Consider the following 14,738-nt stretch of genomic DNA (forward strand, 5'->3'; position numbering starts at 1 on the left):
GCAGGCGCTAGCGCTGAGGGGGCTCCTAACTGCTCCTGCGCCAATGATTATTCGCTGAAGCTTTCCTTTATGGGAGCGGAAATCAACAGCAAGATTCCATTTGTATATAAATTTTGGGTTCAACCTATATAGCAAGCTGCAAAAAAAAGATGCCTCGGAAAAAGAGGCATCTTTTTTGTATTATGTTCGTTTACTTCGATAAACAAGGAGAATAAAATAGCTGAACATTCCAAATAGGCACGTGATGAAAAATGCATGGGAAAGTGCAATGTAAAGGTTCAATCTTGTAAAAATGACTAAGGCGCCAGCGATTACCTGAAGGGACACAAGGATCAGGGAAATCATCCATCCCCAATAAAGCACTTTTTCAGATCGGTAATTCCGCGCGGCAAGCCATGCGATGTATGCCACCCAAATAAAAATTAGCCCTGCTGCGGCCCGATGTCCCATTTGGACCCATTCATATATATTATCCGGCAAGGTAAAACCGCTGCTGTTGCATAAAGGCCATTCAGGGCATACGAGGCTTGCGTTTATATGCCTGACGAGCGCCCCGGTGTAGATGACAATGTAGCTATAGACTGTCACCCAAATGATATGGAACCGCATCCTTTTATCAATAACAAGTTTCTCGGCATCGAACTTCTTATCCACTTCAAAAATAAGCAGGGTCAAGAGAAAGACCGATGCGAACGAGATTAAAGAAATGCCAAAATGAAGTGCGAGCACAAAATCCGATTGCCCCCAAATAACTGCCGCCGCTCCAATCAAGCCTTGAAGCACGAGAAAAGCGAAGGAAAGCAGTGCAAGGAATTTTGTCTCTCTTATATGGCCGATAGCCCGCCATGCCCAAACCGACAGGCCCAAAACCATCAGGCCCACTACCCCTGACACAAGGCGGTGGGAGAATTCGATGAGTAATTCAGGCGTTACTTCGCCGGGCATGAACTCACCGTTGCACAGTGGCCACGATCTGCCGCACCCCATTCCTGAATCCGTTTTTGTTACGAGCGCGCCTCCAAGTAAAATAAATATCATTCCTACTGTTGTTGCAACTGCAAACCACTTCAATGAGCGTCGCAAAAGATCACCTTCTTTAAAGTTCAATAATTTGTCATAAAAACAAGTTGTCAGTATAATAAATGGGAGTTGGCGGATAGGCACTCATACATAATAGCCAAGAAAGGGAGAAAAGAACAGAGTTTTGCATGATTTTCTGCCTCTTCGTTGGGGCGTCCAAAACCGATGTCGATTCTTGGCGTTGATACGCTTCATGGCAGCCCCCATTTCCAAGCTGGACAAATGCGTGAATTTTCTTTCAATAGTTTCTGTGCGATTCTTTAATTATAGTAACATAAGAAAATACCACAAAATAAGCTGGTTACTATACAGCGTGCAAGGTCCTCGGGCACCTCTCTTCATTTTTTTATTAAAATAGGGAAGCAATAGCCGTCTGTATCATTTTATCTTATATAAGTTGATGCGGAAACAGAAAATGTTCAAGAGTAATCATACTTTGTCATAAATTTGTTAAATTAAATTCAAAAAAAGTTCACAAAAGAGGGATGAAGTGTGATTTAATATACAGAGAAAGCATTTACCTTTTTCTCATATAATTTACATTATTCTAATAGTGAAAATTAGGATTGCAAATAGAATGATAGAGAAGCATCACCGACTACCCCTAGGGCGGGATTGCCATGTAAAGCAATTGCCTGCCAAAGGGAGGACAGGGAGGAATTAAGATGTCCAATCCGAAGGCATATAGCGAAGCATCGGTAAATGATGGACTTGGAACGATTGGCCTGGAAAAGACGACGGCCTGGAAAGATTTTTTGGCTCTTATAAAAATTGGTATTGTCAATTCAAATTTAATCACAGCGTTTACAGGAATTTGGCTTGCCCTTCATTTTTCGGGGATGCGATTCCTTGACAACCTGGATATCGTATTTTTCACGTTAGCCGGTTCCGCGCTTATTATCGCCGGTTCCTGCAGCATAAATAATTTTTATGACAGGGACATCGACCCGTACATGGAACGGACAAAGAGCCGTCCAACGGTAAACGGCAAGGTGCAGCCTGCGGTAGCGTTATGGCTTGGAATTGCGCTTGTCCTTATCGGGACCTTGTTTCTATTACTTACTACCATTACAGCGGCAGTGATTGGCATCATTGGCGTTTTCAGCTATGTGGTCCTTTATACGATGTGGTCCAAACGGCTCTACGTATCCAATACAATTGTTGGAAGCATTTCCGGCGCCGTCCCGCCCCTTATCGGTTGGGCTGCGGTTGATCCGGGACTAGACCCAATGGCATGGGCATTGTTCGCTTTAATGTTTGCTTGGCAGCCGCCCCATTTCTACGCACTTGCAATGAGGCGTGTTGAAGAGTACCGGGCGGCGGGCATTCCAATGCTCCCGGTTGTAAGAGGTTTTCAGGTTACAAAGCATCATATAGTGATTTGGGTTGCCGTTCTGCTCCCAATTCCATTTTTCCTTGGTTCACTCGGGATCCCATTCCTGATCCTGGCTACCTTGCTCAATATAGGGTGGCTGGCGTTGGGGATTTATGGATATAGGATTAAAGATGATATTAAATGGGCGAAATTGATGTTTGTGTATTCGCTTCAGTACATGACGATTATGTTTGTGGCGATGGTCATTTTCTCAGTCATCTAGTTTTCCCCATAGGGGCTTCCTGCCCGGCAGGAAGGCGGATCCGCCCACACATTAAGACTTTAATTGAAAGAGGGGTTAGATTAAGCTATGAAAAGGCTTGCAAAATGGCGCCTGTTCCCGTTATTCACGGCCTTGGCGCTCATCCTCTCCGGATGCGGAGAACCTTATTTATCAGCGCTTCGGCCCGCTGGGGAGGTTGCTGAAAGGCAATTATGGCTAATGAAGCTAAGCACCTGGATTATGGTTGTGGTTATCCTTGTGGTAACGGTCATCTTCATCATTGTTTTGTTGAAATTTCGCAGAAAGCATGACGGAGAAATTCCAAAACAGGTTGAAGGAAACCACGCACTAGAAATCATTTGGACAGTTATTCCTATTATTTTGCTTTTGATCCTGGCTGTACCAACTGTTGCCGATACTTTCCATCTCGCGGATGTTAAGCCGATGGAGAAGAAAAACAAGGATGGCACAAGGGATGCGCTTGTCGTCAACGTGCGTGCCAGCCTGTATTGGTGGGAGTTTGAATACCCGGATCAAAAAATTGTAACAAGCCAGGAACTGGTAGTCCCAACCGATGAAAAAGTATATTTCAATCTAAAGGGCTCCGACGTAAAACACTCTTTCTGGATTCCTGCCGCTGGTGGAAAGATGGACACGAATACAGATACAGTGAATAAGATGTGGCTCGTATTCGACGGCAAGAAAGCAGAAGAGGCAGGCGACCTTTTCTACGGGAAATGCGCCGAGCTTTGCGGGCCATCGCATGCCCTGATGGATTTCAAGGTAAGGGCAGTGCCACGCGATGAATTCAATAAATGGGTGGCTTCAATGCAGGATGTTAAAGAACCTGTTAAGCCGCAATCCGCTGATGCCCAGGCCGGACAGGAAATCTTCAATAAGAGCTGCATTGCATGCCATGCGGTAACACCTGCCAATACGACTCCTGAAGCTGCAAGGCGCGGCCCGAATTTGACAGACTTTGGTGACCGTACACGTGTAGCAGGCATTTTGGAGCATAATGAAGAGAACTTGAAGAATTGGATTAAAGACCCTGATAAATACAAGCCAGGCAACCTTATGACCGGTGCTTACGGGAAGCTTAGCGACGAGCAGCTTGACCAGCTTGCGGCTTATTTGATGGGGCTTAAAGTCCGGGATTAACGGGGGATTTGTTGAAAGGGAGGTAAAACTGTGAGTACCTACGCTCAAAAAAGGGGATTCGGTGCAGTTTTATGGGACTATTTAACGACTGTCGACCATAAAAAAATTGCAATCCTATACTTAATCGCAGGCGGATTTTTCTTTATCGTTGGCGGACTGGAAGCGATGTTCATCCGCATCCAGCTAATGCGTCCCGATAATGATTTCGTTTCTGCGGGAACTTTTAACGAAATACTTACAATGCATGGAACGACGATGATTTTCCTTGCAGCCATGCCGCTGCTATTCGCATTTATGAACGCCGTTGTGCCGCTGCAAATTGGTGCGCGAGACGTTGCGTTCCCATTTGTGAACGCGCTTGGCTTCTGGCTGTTTTTCTTTGGAGGGCTTTTCCTGAACCTTTCCTGGTTTTTCGGAAACGCACCGGATGCCGGCTGGACTTCCTATGCGTCGCTGGCGATACACAGCCCGGGACACGGTGTCGACTTCTATATCCTTGGTTTGCAGATTTCCGGATTTGGTACGCTGATGGCAGGGATTAACTTCCTTGTAACCATCATTAACATGCGTGCGCCAGGGATGACATATATGAGGCTGCCGTTGTTTACTTGGACTACGTTTGTAGCCTCCGCACTTATTCTGTTTGCATTCCCGCCGCTTACTGTGGGCCTTACGTTATTGATGTTCGACCGTATGTTCGGCGCAAACTTCTTCAACGTGGCTAATGGCGGAAACACTGTTATTTATGAACATCTATTCTGGATTTTCGGGCACCCGGAAGTATACATCCTGATTCTTCCGGCATTCGGTATTTTCTCTGAAATTTTCAGTATCTTCTCAAGAAAACGCCTGTTCGGTTATTCGTCAATGGTTTTCGCAACCGTATTGATCGGATTTCTAGGGTTCATGGTTTGGGCCCACCATATGTTCACAACCGGCCTGGGTCCAGTGGCGAACGCAATTTTTGCCGTTGCAACGATGGCGATTGCGGTACCGACAGGAATTAAGATTTTTAACTGGCTATTTACGATGTGGGGAGGAAGCATCAAGTTTACGACGCCGATGTATTGGGCCGTCGCATTCATTCCTTCTTTTGTTATGGGTGGCGTAACCGGCATCATGCTCGCGTCCGCACCACAGGACTATCAATACCATGATACTTATTTCGTGGTTGCGCACTTCCACTATGTAATTGTCGGCGGCGTTGTGTTCGGCCTTATTGCCGGGACGCATTTATGGTGGCCGAAGATGTTTGGCACAATGCTTAACGAATTTATGGGCAAGATTACATTCTGGCTATTCTTTATCGGTTTCCATCTGACATTCTTCATCCAGCACTTCCTTGGCCTGATGGGAATGCCGCGCCGTATTTTCACGTTCCTGCCTAACCAGGGCCTTGATACAGGGAACATGGTAAGTTCAGTAGGTGCATTCTTTATGGCAGCAGGGGTAATAGTACTGCTGTACAACATTGTGGTAACTCAAATTAAGAATGAGCGTGTTGGAAATGATCCTTGGGAGGACGGAAGGACTCTTGAATGGTCAATTTCTTCTCCAGCTCCTTTCTATAACTTTAAGCAGCTTCCGCTTGTCCGCGGGCTGGATGCTTTATGGCTGGAAAAAATGGAAGGTAAAAAAGGCATGATGCCTGCCGAACCGCTTGGCGACATCCATATGCCGAATTCTTCCTTTGTTCCGGTTGTCATTTCGTTCGGTTTCTTTGTCGCCGCATTTGGCGCCATGTATAACCCTGACGGGCATGCGTGGGCTGTCCCGGTTATTATCATCGGGCTTCTCATTTCCTTTGGGGCAATGATCTTCCGTTCCGTCAAGGACGACCATGGATTCCACATCCATAAAGAAGATCTGATTGATAAAGATGATAAGGGGGTTGAGGCATAATGCAAACTGAAGAAAAATTGACGTTTGAAACGTGGCCAGCCCTCCCTGAAAAAGCAACGCTTGAAGGCAAAAACAAGTTTCTTGGTTTTTGGCTATTCCTTGGCGGGGAAACAGTATTGTTCGCCTCCCTGTTTGCGACATATCTTGCTTTGAAGGACAGGGTGCCTGACGATACCCATCATTTAGCGAAGGATATTTTCGACCTGCCGCTGACGTTTGTTGCGACAATGCTCCTGTTGACAAGCTCGTTGACAAGCGTGTATGCAATACACCATATGAAAAACTTTGCCCACAGGAAGATGATGCTCTGGCTTGGCGTTACTGTCGCTCTTGGCCTCGGCTTCCTCTGCCTAGAGATTTACGAATTCAACCATTATGTCCATCAATACGGCCATAAGTTTACAAGCTCCGCTTTTGGATCGGCGTTTTATACGCTTGTCGGATTCCACGGTGCGCACGTTATCTTCGGCCTCGTATGGATAACCGCTTTGATGGTCCGTAACGCAAAACGCGGCCTTAACCTTTACAACGCGCCTAAGTTTTACCTGGCGAGCCTATACTGGCATTTTATCGACGTTGTTTGGGTATTCATCTTTACAGTAGTTTATTTAATGGGAATGGTGGGATAAACTGATGGCGAATCAAAATTTGAACTCAGGGAACCCAAGAATCGACCTTGCCTATAGGAAGCGGAAAAGCAAGGAGGAGATGCGTTACCAGATCATCTCCTTCTCGCTGATGCTCTTTTTGACATTCATTTCTTTCGCTGCGGTAGGGATGGGAAGCTTCTCAAGCTGGTTTACTGTTCCCGTGATTTTGCTGCTGGCTGCTGTACAGGTAGTTTTCCAGCTGTATTATTTCATGCATATGAGCCACAAAGGACATGAAGCTCCTACGTTATTTCTGTTTACAGGCCTGTTGGTCGGCCTTATAACAATCCTTGCCCTAATGACAATTGTTTGGTGGTAAGAAAAGCGGAAGCGCCCGTTTAGCGCCGAAATTAGGAAATCTTCATGAATCAAATCTATAATAAAAAGAAAATCGGCTTTATGCCGATTTTCTTTTTATGGATTTTTTTGGGGCGAGGGGATAGCTTCCTTTGCCATCCGGTCTTCCACTGGCTATAATTGGAGTGGAACGAAATTTTACAGAGGTGATGATACGGTGCTTAGTCTGGACATATTTGGTTTTAAAGCGCTTTGGAGCCCGTACTTTTTTATATCAATTGCCGTTTTGACGATGGCATACTTTCTTGTGGCCGTAAAATTCAGGGGGCGTTTCGCTGGCAGTGAACCATTAACTGCAAGGCAGGCCGCCTATTTCACCACAGCCATGGTTTTGATTTACGCGATTAAAGGTTCACCCTTGGATTTGATGGGGCATATCATGTTCTGGGCGCACATGATTCAAATGGCATGTTTGTTCCTGATTGTCCCGCCGCTTTTGATTATGGGAATACCTCCATGGATATGGAGGACTGTCTTGGGGTCTCCGGGTTTCAACAAAATCTTTTCGTTTTTAACGAAGCCCATGATTGCATTGATTGTATTCAACGGGATGTTTTCGCTATACCATGTCCCGTTTGTATTTGATGCCGTAAAGCAATCCTTGCTTTTGCATGCAGGATATACAGGTACGTTGTTCTTCCTTGCAATTATCATGTGGTGGCCAATCGTGGCTGAATTGCCGGAGTATCAAACATTATCCGGCCTGAAAAAAATTGCCTACATCTTTGCAGACGGAATCTTGCTTACCCCTGCCTGCGCGCTGATTATTTTTACAAACAGCCCATTATACGCTACTTTTTCCAATCCGGCCCTATGGGCAAAGTCAATGGAGCTTTGTGTCTCGCCTACCTTGCTTGCCGGCCTTGACTTGTCCGGGCCTGAAATGTTCAGTTCCATGACTCTTGTCGAGGACCAGAGGCTTGGCGGCGTAATAATGAAGATTATTCAGGAAGTTGTTTATGCTGTTTTCCTTGGAAAAGTATTTTTTGAATGGTACAGGAAAGAGCAATCAGGGATTGATCCCGAGCCCGAGCCGATTCCTGCTGAATAAAGTCCCCTGTACGGGGGCTTTTCCATTTGGATGGGAAAGAAATCACTTATAATCGATTTGAAAAATAAGTTCAACTCGTCTAAAATTATAGTAGAATATATGATTGTGAGGATTAAGACATGGATCACACCCTGCCGATTTTGCCAACCATTAGTACATCTTTTATTGTAATAAGCGCCATCCTTGTAGCGATAGGCTGGTACCAGATTTCCATGAGGAAGGTGGAGGCCCATAAGCGGACAATGCTGTTCGCGGGGGCGGCAGCCTTAACGTTTTTCATTATTTACGCTACTAGAACAATATTTATTGGGAACACATCTTTTGGCGGACCCGACAATCTCAAAATTATCTATACGATTTTCCTTGTATTCCATATTACCTTGTCTACAATAGGCGGTATCATGGGACTCATTAACATATACACCGGATTAAAAGACAAGCTTGGCATCCACCGGAAACTTGGCCCGGTGACTAGCATCGTCTGGTTTGCGACCGCCATTACCGGTGTAACAGTGTACCTGCTTCTCTATGTAATTTACACAGGCGGGGAAACAACATCGGTTATCAAAGCAATTTTAGGTTCATGACAAAACAGGCAGCTTAAGGGCTGCCTGTTTTTTGCTTAAAATTTGTAATTGAATTTTACAATACCAGCCTCCCGGGCAGAACTTATCGCCACGACGAGTATGGGTCCGAGGACAATGCCTGTGAGGCCGATGATTTTAAATCCAAGATACATCGCGGCCAAAGTCAGCAATGGGGAAAGGCGGAAATGTGAGCCGAGCATTTTTGGTTCAAGGTAATGCCTTGTCGTAATCAAAACGGCTGCGAGCGCCGATAATTCAATGGCAAGCAATCCATTGCCTATTAACGCGGCTAACAGTGCCCATGGACCCAAAACGATAATAGAACCGATTATTGGAATGAAATCGAATATCCAGATGATGAAGGCCGCAAAAACAGCCGCTTCCGGGATAATTAAATAGAGCCCAAGTAAGGAAAACGCAAATATGAGCACACTAACAAGCAACTGGGCCTTCAAAAAACCGAGCATAATATAGGAAAGCCTTGAAAACATAATATTCACTTTTTCCGCGGTCCGCTCGGACAAATGTTTTTGGAGGCCGTTCCTTAGTCTTGGAATGTCCATCATAAATAGGAATAATGCGACCAAATAAACAAGGAAGGATATCAGGATGTTTGGGACATTCGTCAGCAATGCCTTCATATTTCCGATATTTACATATTCCAAAAGGGTATTTTTAATGGTCACGATAAAATTATCGAGCTGTCCTGTAATCTGAATGACGACGGCATCCGGCAAATCGTTCGCTGTACGGGCGATTGCATCCTTTGCGTCAGACCAATGGGCTGAAAGAGTATTGACGAAATCGGGCATACGGTTTACTGCGATAATAGCTTCCGTAATCGCCTTTGTCGCAACGTAATAACCTGCGGAAGCAACGATTAGGACAAAGAGCGTAAATATAACAAGCACTGACGTATTCCGTTTTATTCCAAACTTCCCAATGGCCAACCGGACACCTGGCTCAAGGAGAATGGCTGTAATCAGTGCCATAATGAGCGGGATGGAAACCGGAAGGATAAAATAGAAGGCTATTGCCGTAATGGCAATGCTGCATAGCCATGCAATTCTCTTTTTTGTAAAAAAAGCGGTCAATGGATTATACCTTCCTTATGAAAAGTAAATACTCGTTAAATTTCATTATAACGTTAAAAATGGGATCCGAACAATATCGGTTTTTTTAAAAAATGTGCAATAAAAGAGCGCATTCACCGATGCGCTCTTTTACCTAAAAAAATTGTTTATTATTCAGCAAATGCTTCAATTTCTCCTTTTAGCCGATCAAGCAAATTTTTGCACTGGTTCACAAGGGAGGCAGGGAACTGTTCACCTTCCCCATATTCAACTCCATGCGGGTAGTAGTGCTTGCCCAATAGTGGAGGAAGAAGCTGGATAATTGCCTTTCTCGAATCAATATCGCCCTCAACCGCGTAGCCGCGAAGCCTTAAATAGTAAGTTCCATCCTTTAATTCAAATTTTTTATCATATGTAACGCGTTCATAATCCCACTGGCCTTCCCGGACGAGGCCCTGGCTTAGCATTACCTCATCAAGCCTTTCCAAATCTGCCCTTAGTTGTTCAATTCCCGTATTTTCAAACTTCATTTTCGATATCCCCCTTTAACAACATGCCTGCAACTAGATAATCCGGCAATTAAGCTCAATTTTTATAATAGTTGAAATGCCGGCAATATGCAATGAATTCACATGGAAGAACAAGCCTTTATAGAGCTTGTTCGTAAAACCATGCGGGCCCGCCCCGTGGAGTATGTCAGGGAATAATGAATGGGCCTTGGGAAAAGATAAAATTGTATGCATTGAACCAAACAACCATTTTTTGACGGGAGGAAACAGTGATGGAAAAAGTCGCCGATATCATGACGGAAAATGTGGAAACTTGTTCACTACTCGATAATATGTTTGAAGTTGCTGTGAAAATGAAAGATTTGAACGTTGGGGCGATCCCTGTTGTGGATGACGGGAAGCTTGTTGGAATTATCACCGACAGGGACATTGTTGTAAGGGGTACGGCGGAAAAGCATCCCGGTTCAACAAGGGTGGAGGATATTATGACTGAAAATCTCCATACCATTTCACGGGACGCCACCACGGAGGAAGCAGCGAGGATAATGGCCAGGCATCAAATCCGGCGCCTGCCGGTGGTTGATGGGGACAAATTAATTGGGATTGTTTCGCTTGGCGATTTCGCGGTGAGGGAATTAACTGATGACCAGGCCAAAGGCGCACTGTCGGAAATATCCGAATCGAATTATAACGGAGTCCAGCACTAGGAAAAAAGGCGCGTAGAGCGCCTTTTTTCATTTCAATAGAAATTCAAAGAAGAACGCTAACTTTGTTAAGAATTTGTTATAATTTCAAAGGTGGCTATTACCTTTGCCGCCACTGATGATATAATTGGTTTTGCCTATACATATAGTATTGTAGACAATCGGGGAAGGGGGGACGGTCCTGAAGGCACTATTACGCATCCTTATACTATCGACTGTCTTTCTGACAATCGGGTTTTATGTCAGCCAAAATAATTCAGATTATAAAGATTCACTCATCAGGGAAGAGCCTGTGCCGGCGCCTGAGCAACCAGCCCAGGCTGATCAAAGGGGTACAACTGGATACGAAATCCCCGACCGGCCAGTGAAAGGTTTGTCTACGTTAATCGGAAAAACTGTGGGCGAAGTGGAAAAAGCACTTGGTAAGCCGCAAAGAATCGACAAGTCCAGCTATGATTACGACTGGTATATTTATAACCTGTATCTGGATAAGTATTTGCAGGTCGGAATCCTTGATAATAAGGCAGTCACCATTTATGCAATTGGGCGGGATACAAATGTTGAACCGTTTGCAATCGGGAAACCGCTTGAGGAGATTTTCACCTCCTTTGCCATCCATACAAATATAACGATTGAGTATGGGGGAAATGCCTATCGCCTCGATTTAACCGATACGGATGTTAATACGATGCCCCTTATCCAACTCGGGGATATCTATGCCCAGCTTTATATCGATAAATTTACCGGCAGCCTGTCCAGCGTGCGCTTCCTAGATGCTGAAACCCTGATTAAAATGCGGCCTTATGAAGTGGCGTACAGGGGGAGCCTGATCGAACCCAGGGAACTGGGGGATGAGGAGTGGCAGGAAGTAGAAAAGGCGGCTGAAAAGCAGATTTTTGATTTGACGAATGTACTTAGGGTGCGCCACGGGCTTGAAACGGTAAAATGGGATGAAAAAACCGCAGAGGCAGCTTATGGACATAGCCTTGATATGTACGAAACGAATACATTTTCCCATGAATCAAAAAAGTACGGGAATTTATCCGACCGCCTGAAGAAGGCGAGGGTGGTTTATCAGTCGGCAGGTGAAAATATTGCTGCCAATTATATTGACGCACCAGCCGTGGTCGAAGGGTGGCTGAACAGCAAGGGCCACCGGGAGTCCCTCCTCAATCAGGATTTTACGCATTTGGGGGTCGGGGTTTACCGGAAGTATTATACCCAGAACTTTATCCAAAAGTGGCTTGAATGATGAAAGGAGGGTGGCGATGCGCCACTCTCCTTTTAGTGATTCTTTACAATTTCAACCCTGTTCGCGTAAAACCAGTTTTTATCCCAACTTCCGTAAACCCGGACAACCTGGCCTGTATAATAGTTGGTGGGGGCCGCGCCCTTCATTAATGGAGTGATAATTTTGGCCTTGGCCGTCCCTGCTTCAGTCCTGATTGTCAGCTCCTGGACAAAAATATACCTGTGGTAATAGAAGCGCTGCTTTTCCTTGAAAACCGATTGTACCTCTCCAGTAACGATGGCTTCTTCTTTGGTCGTTCCGCTTTGAAGCCATTTCCTCTCGTTCTCTTTCGCCTCTCTCAAAGTGATCCAGAGGAAATACAAACAAATAATTGGAATGAGGATGGCTGTAACCATCTTTGAATCACTCTCCGCTGCTTACCTTCTTCTCGACAATAAAGAAGCTTCCAGTTGCCTGGGCGGCTTTTTTGCCATCTTTCCGAAATACTTCCGCGCTGACAACCATCGTGTTTCGTCCCTGATGGGCGATTTCAGCGCGACACCGGAGCGTATCACCAATCCCGGGGGCAAGGTAATGGATATTCAATTGGGATGTAACAGCGCCGTAGCCCTCTGGAACAAGCGTATTGGCAAGGGTGCCCATGGCTGAATCGGCCAATGTGGCAGTGATTCCTCCGTGTACAATTCCTAACGAATTGTACAGCGCGGGATTGATAGGTACTGTTAGTTCCCATACCGACTCATCCGGGTTCTTTTCGTAATGGAGAATCCCGCCAATATAGGTTGTGGACTTTCCTTCAATCTTGTTTTTCATTCCCTTGAGGACATGGGCCATTGCCCTGAGGTCGGTTTCGGTCGCCTTGTCCATGTATTCTTTAAGAAGCTGTTCCAATTCGTTTTTCAAATCGCTCTCCCCTTTTCCCCCTAAATAGTACCATTAAGGATAGTATTTTTATAGTTTTTAGAATTAGCCTTTCACCTTTTGTTATCGCCTACATATCGTAATATAGGCATGGGGAAAGGAGGGGATGCAACAATGGCAGGAGAAAAGCTGCATCCTTCTGTGGGCAGGTTTAAGGAATTTGTTACAAACAATCCTCATATTGTAAAGGAAGTACGGGAAGGAAAGGCGACATGGCAGCAGCTGTATGAGGACTGGTACCTGCTTGGGGAAGATGATCCGCGCTGGAACGGGCCATCCGAAACTGGAAAAGCGGTTCCGGCTAAGGAAAAAGAAAGCGGCGGCAAATCCGACCTGATCGGCAATCTATTGAATATGGCCAAAAAGATGGATGCAGCCCAGCTTCAAGGGCACCTTTACAACCTTAGCCAAGCGCTCGGGGCGATTCAGGGCTTAATTGGCCAGTTTCAAAGCAGCCCGCCGCCACCTCAGGCTCCTCAGCGGGAAACGGTTCCTCCGCAGCCATTTCCTTACCGCAAGGATTGATGGGAGGGAAATCGATGAGGATGGAAGTGATGGAGTACATTGTGGCCCGGAAGGATTTGCAACAATTCCTGCGGGAGCAGCCGGTTTGGTACCGAAAGCTGTCCAGAAATCCAAATGACCTTGAGGCATTCGAAACAGCGTCTTTATATTATTTTGAAAAGACGATTCCCCATAGGGTGGCAAAGTTTTCAAATGGTGTCCAAATGGCTTCAATGATGTTCCAAATGCTGCAGAGTATGAAGAATTCAAACCAGGGAGGTTAGGTAATCTCCTTGTTCTAATTGGGAAAATAAATGGCTTAATTCAGAAAGATTTCACCTTTACCCTGTCTACGTGGTAAAATGGCAGTGGAGGTGGACAAATTTGCTTGCGACTACTGAAAGAGTTGAATTGCTCGAATATGCCGAGCAGTTAGGCAAAATGGTTAGCGAATCCGATGTTGCCGAGCATTATCGGCTTTGTTTATATAAATTGCGTACAAGCCGGGAGTCACAAAAAAAGATTTCCCGCTTCGTCAAATTGAAAGACCAGTATGAAGAGGTACAGCGTTTTGGTAAATACCATCCTGATTACAAGTCCGTAATGATGCAGATAAGGGAAGCCAAACGAGATATGGATCTTGATGATCGTGTCGCGGAATTCAAGCGCGCTGAGAACGACCTGCAATCACTGCTGGATGAAATCAGTGTCCTGGTCGGTGGTTCCGTATCACGGCATATCAAAGTCCCGACCGGGAATCCCTTCTTCGATACCGGCTCCAGTTGTGGAGGCGGCTGCGGATCAGGCGGAAGCTGCGGATGTTAGGCATAGTGTTTTTGTGAAATAGTGGCGAAATATATCGGCCGGCTTTTGCCGGTCTTTTATTTTGTGAAAAACTAGGAAACCCTGGATATATTCCAATACAAGTAATAGCCGCCTTATGTTTGTAAGTATCCATGTTCCCGATGGAGATCAACTGCTAAGTACAAAAGGGCCTTCTTTCATGCTGATCCCCCATCACTTTGCTAAAAAAACCGGTCAGTTTCAAATCTCACACAGTCGATACACACGTTCCCGCAGCAAAACATTTTTCGCTGCGGAACAAGAAACCTGTGGCGAAAGACGTGATAGCTGTCCTCGGTTCTCACAAAAACAGTTTCACTGCTAAGCCTTTTTCCTTTCATTACTTCCGCTGAACAAACCCGTATTCCCTTTTCAATTTCTTCAAGAGTGCCGTTCCCATCTGGATAGACGAACAGAAACGGAATGCCGGCAATTTTCTTCATTTCTATTGCCGCCACCCCCTGCAATTCAGCTGCTTTTTCAATAAAGAGATCCCAAATTGAAGTAAGGTCCATTTTCAGAGCCCCTCTCAAAAGTTCCGGATTC

Annotated in this window: 18 protein-coding genes; 12 read left to right on the plus strand and 6 right to left on the minus strand. The window is 45.4% G+C overall.

The features are described 5' to 3' along the window. Window positions 1-180 precede the first annotated feature (180 nt). Complete coding sequence (locus tag ADU24_RS07655) at window positions 181-1,083, minus strand: COX15/CtaA family protein (RefSeq protein WP_053366068.1); 903 nt, start codon at window positions 1,081-1,083, stop codon at window positions 181-183. Between the two features lie 662 nt (window positions 1,084-1,745). On the opposite strand from ADU24_RS07655, the gene cyoE reads away from it, so the two are divergent. The 7 genes from cyoE to ADU24_RS07690 all read left to right on the plus strand — a co-directional run bounded on the left by cyoE (window position 1,746) and on the right by ADU24_RS07690 (window position 8,386). After that, window positions 1,746-2,678, plus strand: coding sequence for a heme o synthase (gene cyoE / locus ADU24_RS07660; RefSeq protein ID WP_053366069.1), 933 nt, complete (start codon window positions 1,746-1,748; stop codon window positions 2,676-2,678). A gap of 87 nt (window positions 2,679-2,765) precedes the next feature. Beyond that, entirely contained in the window at window positions 2,766-3,839 is a 1,074-nt protein-coding gene (gene coxB / locus ADU24_RS07665; protein ID WP_053366070.1) for a cytochrome c oxidase subunit II, read from the plus strand. Between the two features lie 30 nt (window positions 3,840-3,869). Then, window positions 3,870-5,741: a cytochrome c oxidase subunit I gene (ctaD, locus tag ADU24_RS07670; RefSeq protein WP_053366071.1), complete on the plus strand. Its 1,872-nt coding sequence runs from the start codon at window positions 3,870-3,872 to the stop codon at window positions 5,739-5,741. Then, complete coding sequence (locus ADU24_RS07675; protein WP_053366072.1) at window positions 5,741-6,370, plus strand: cytochrome (ubi)quinol oxidase subunit III; 630 nt, start codon at window positions 5,741-5,743, stop codon at window positions 6,368-6,370. The genes ctaD and ADU24_RS07675 overlap by 1 nt, the downstream gene beginning before the upstream one ends. Window positions 6,371-6,374: 4 nt before the next feature. Continuing rightward, complete coding sequence (ctaF, locus tag ADU24_RS07680; RefSeq protein ID WP_053366073.1) at window positions 6,375-6,710, plus strand: cytochrome c oxidase subunit IVB; 336 nt, start codon at window positions 6,375-6,377, stop codon at window positions 6,708-6,710. 195 nt (window positions 6,711-6,905) lie between these two features. Beyond that, the gene (gene ctaG, locus ADU24_RS07685) at window positions 6,906-7,799 is read left to right on the plus strand and encodes a cytochrome c oxidase assembly factor CtaG (protein WP_053366074.1); all 894 of its coding nucleotides are present in this window, start codon (window positions 6,906-6,908) and stop codon (window positions 7,797-7,799) included. Window positions 7,800-7,918: 119 nt separating this feature from the next. Beyond that, a complete protein-coding gene (locus tag ADU24_RS07690) occupies window positions 7,919-8,386 on the plus strand; it encodes a DUF420 domain-containing protein (RefSeq protein WP_053366075.1) in 468 nt (155 codons plus the stop codon). A gap of 35 nt (window positions 8,387-8,421) precedes the next feature. Here ADU24_RS07690 and ytvI read toward each other — a convergent pair whose 3' ends face one another. Continuing rightward, a complete protein-coding gene (gene ytvI, locus ADU24_RS07695; RefSeq protein ID WP_053366076.1) occupies window positions 8,422-9,480 on the minus strand; it encodes a sporulation integral membrane protein YtvI in 1,059 nt (352 codons plus the stop codon). A 149-nt stretch (window positions 9,481-9,629) separates the two neighbouring features. Beyond that, window positions 9,630-9,989, minus strand: a complete 360-nt coding sequence (locus ADU24_RS07700) for a YugN family protein (protein ID WP_053366077.1) — start codon at window positions 9,987-9,989, stop codon at window positions 9,630-9,632. A 251-nt stretch (window positions 9,990-10,240) separates the two neighbouring features. Here ADU24_RS07700 and ADU24_RS07710 point away from each other — a divergent pair, with 251 nt between their 5' ends. Continuing rightward, the gene (locus tag ADU24_RS07710; RefSeq protein WP_053366079.1) at window positions 10,241-10,675 is read left to right on the plus strand and encodes a CBS domain-containing protein; all 435 of its coding nucleotides are present in this window, start codon (window positions 10,241-10,243) and stop codon (window positions 10,673-10,675) included. A 157-nt stretch (window positions 10,676-10,832) separates the two neighbouring features. Beyond that, window positions 10,833-11,924 carry a CAP domain-containing protein gene (locus ADU24_RS07715; RefSeq protein WP_442853754.1) on the plus strand — a complete coding sequence of 364 codons (1,092 nt, stop codon included), beginning with the start codon at window positions 10,833-10,835 and terminating at the stop codon, window positions 11,922-11,924. A gap of 32 nt (window positions 11,925-11,956) precedes the next feature. On the opposite strand, the gene ADU24_RS07720 is transcribed toward ADU24_RS07715, so the two are convergent. Both ADU24_RS07720 and ADU24_RS07725 read right to left on the minus strand, forming a co-directional pair. After that, entirely contained in the window at window positions 11,957-12,319 is a 363-nt protein-coding gene (locus ADU24_RS07720) for a hypothetical protein (protein ID WP_053366081.1), read from the minus strand. 7 nt (window positions 12,320-12,326) lie between these two features. After that, window positions 12,327-12,827, minus strand: a complete 501-nt coding sequence (locus ADU24_RS07725) for a PaaI family thioesterase (protein WP_231689588.1) — start codon at window positions 12,825-12,827, stop codon at window positions 12,327-12,329. A gap of 132 nt (window positions 12,828-12,959) precedes the next feature. Between ADU24_RS07725 and ADU24_RS07730 the strand changes: the two genes are divergently transcribed. The 3 genes from ADU24_RS07730 to ADU24_RS07740 all read left to right on the plus strand — a co-directional run bounded on the left by ADU24_RS07730 (window position 12,960) and on the right by ADU24_RS07740 (window position 14,174). After that, on the plus strand, window positions 12,960-13,370 hold the full coding sequence (locus ADU24_RS07730) for a YlbD family protein (RefSeq protein ID WP_053366082.1): 411 nt from the start codon (window positions 12,960-12,962) through the stop codon (window positions 13,368-13,370). Window positions 13,371-13,384: 14 nt separating this feature from the next. Next, window positions 13,385-13,633, plus strand: coding sequence for a YlbE-like family protein (locus ADU24_RS07735; RefSeq protein ID WP_053366083.1), 249 nt, complete (start codon window positions 13,385-13,387; stop codon window positions 13,631-13,633). Window positions 13,634-13,733: 100 nt separating this feature from the next. Next, window positions 13,734-14,174 (plus strand): YlbF family regulator, encoded by a 441-nt coding sequence (locus ADU24_RS07740; RefSeq protein WP_053366084.1) that lies wholly within the window; start codon window positions 13,734-13,736, stop codon window positions 14,172-14,174. Between the two features lie 200 nt (window positions 14,175-14,374). Here the strand turns inward: ADU24_RS07740 and ADU24_RS07745 are convergent, their stop codons facing one another. Next, window positions 14,375-14,707 carry a hypothetical protein gene (locus ADU24_RS07745; protein WP_053366085.1) on the minus strand — a complete coding sequence of 111 codons (333 nt, stop codon included), beginning with the start codon at window positions 14,705-14,707 and terminating at the stop codon, window positions 14,375-14,377. Between the last annotated feature and the right edge of the window lie 31 nt (window positions 14,708-14,738).

It is taken from the genome of Bacillus sp. FJAT-27245 (genome assembly GCF_001273955.1).
Taxonomy (GTDB): domain Bacteria; phylum Bacillota; class Bacilli; order Bacillales; family Cytobacillaceae; genus Bacillus_D.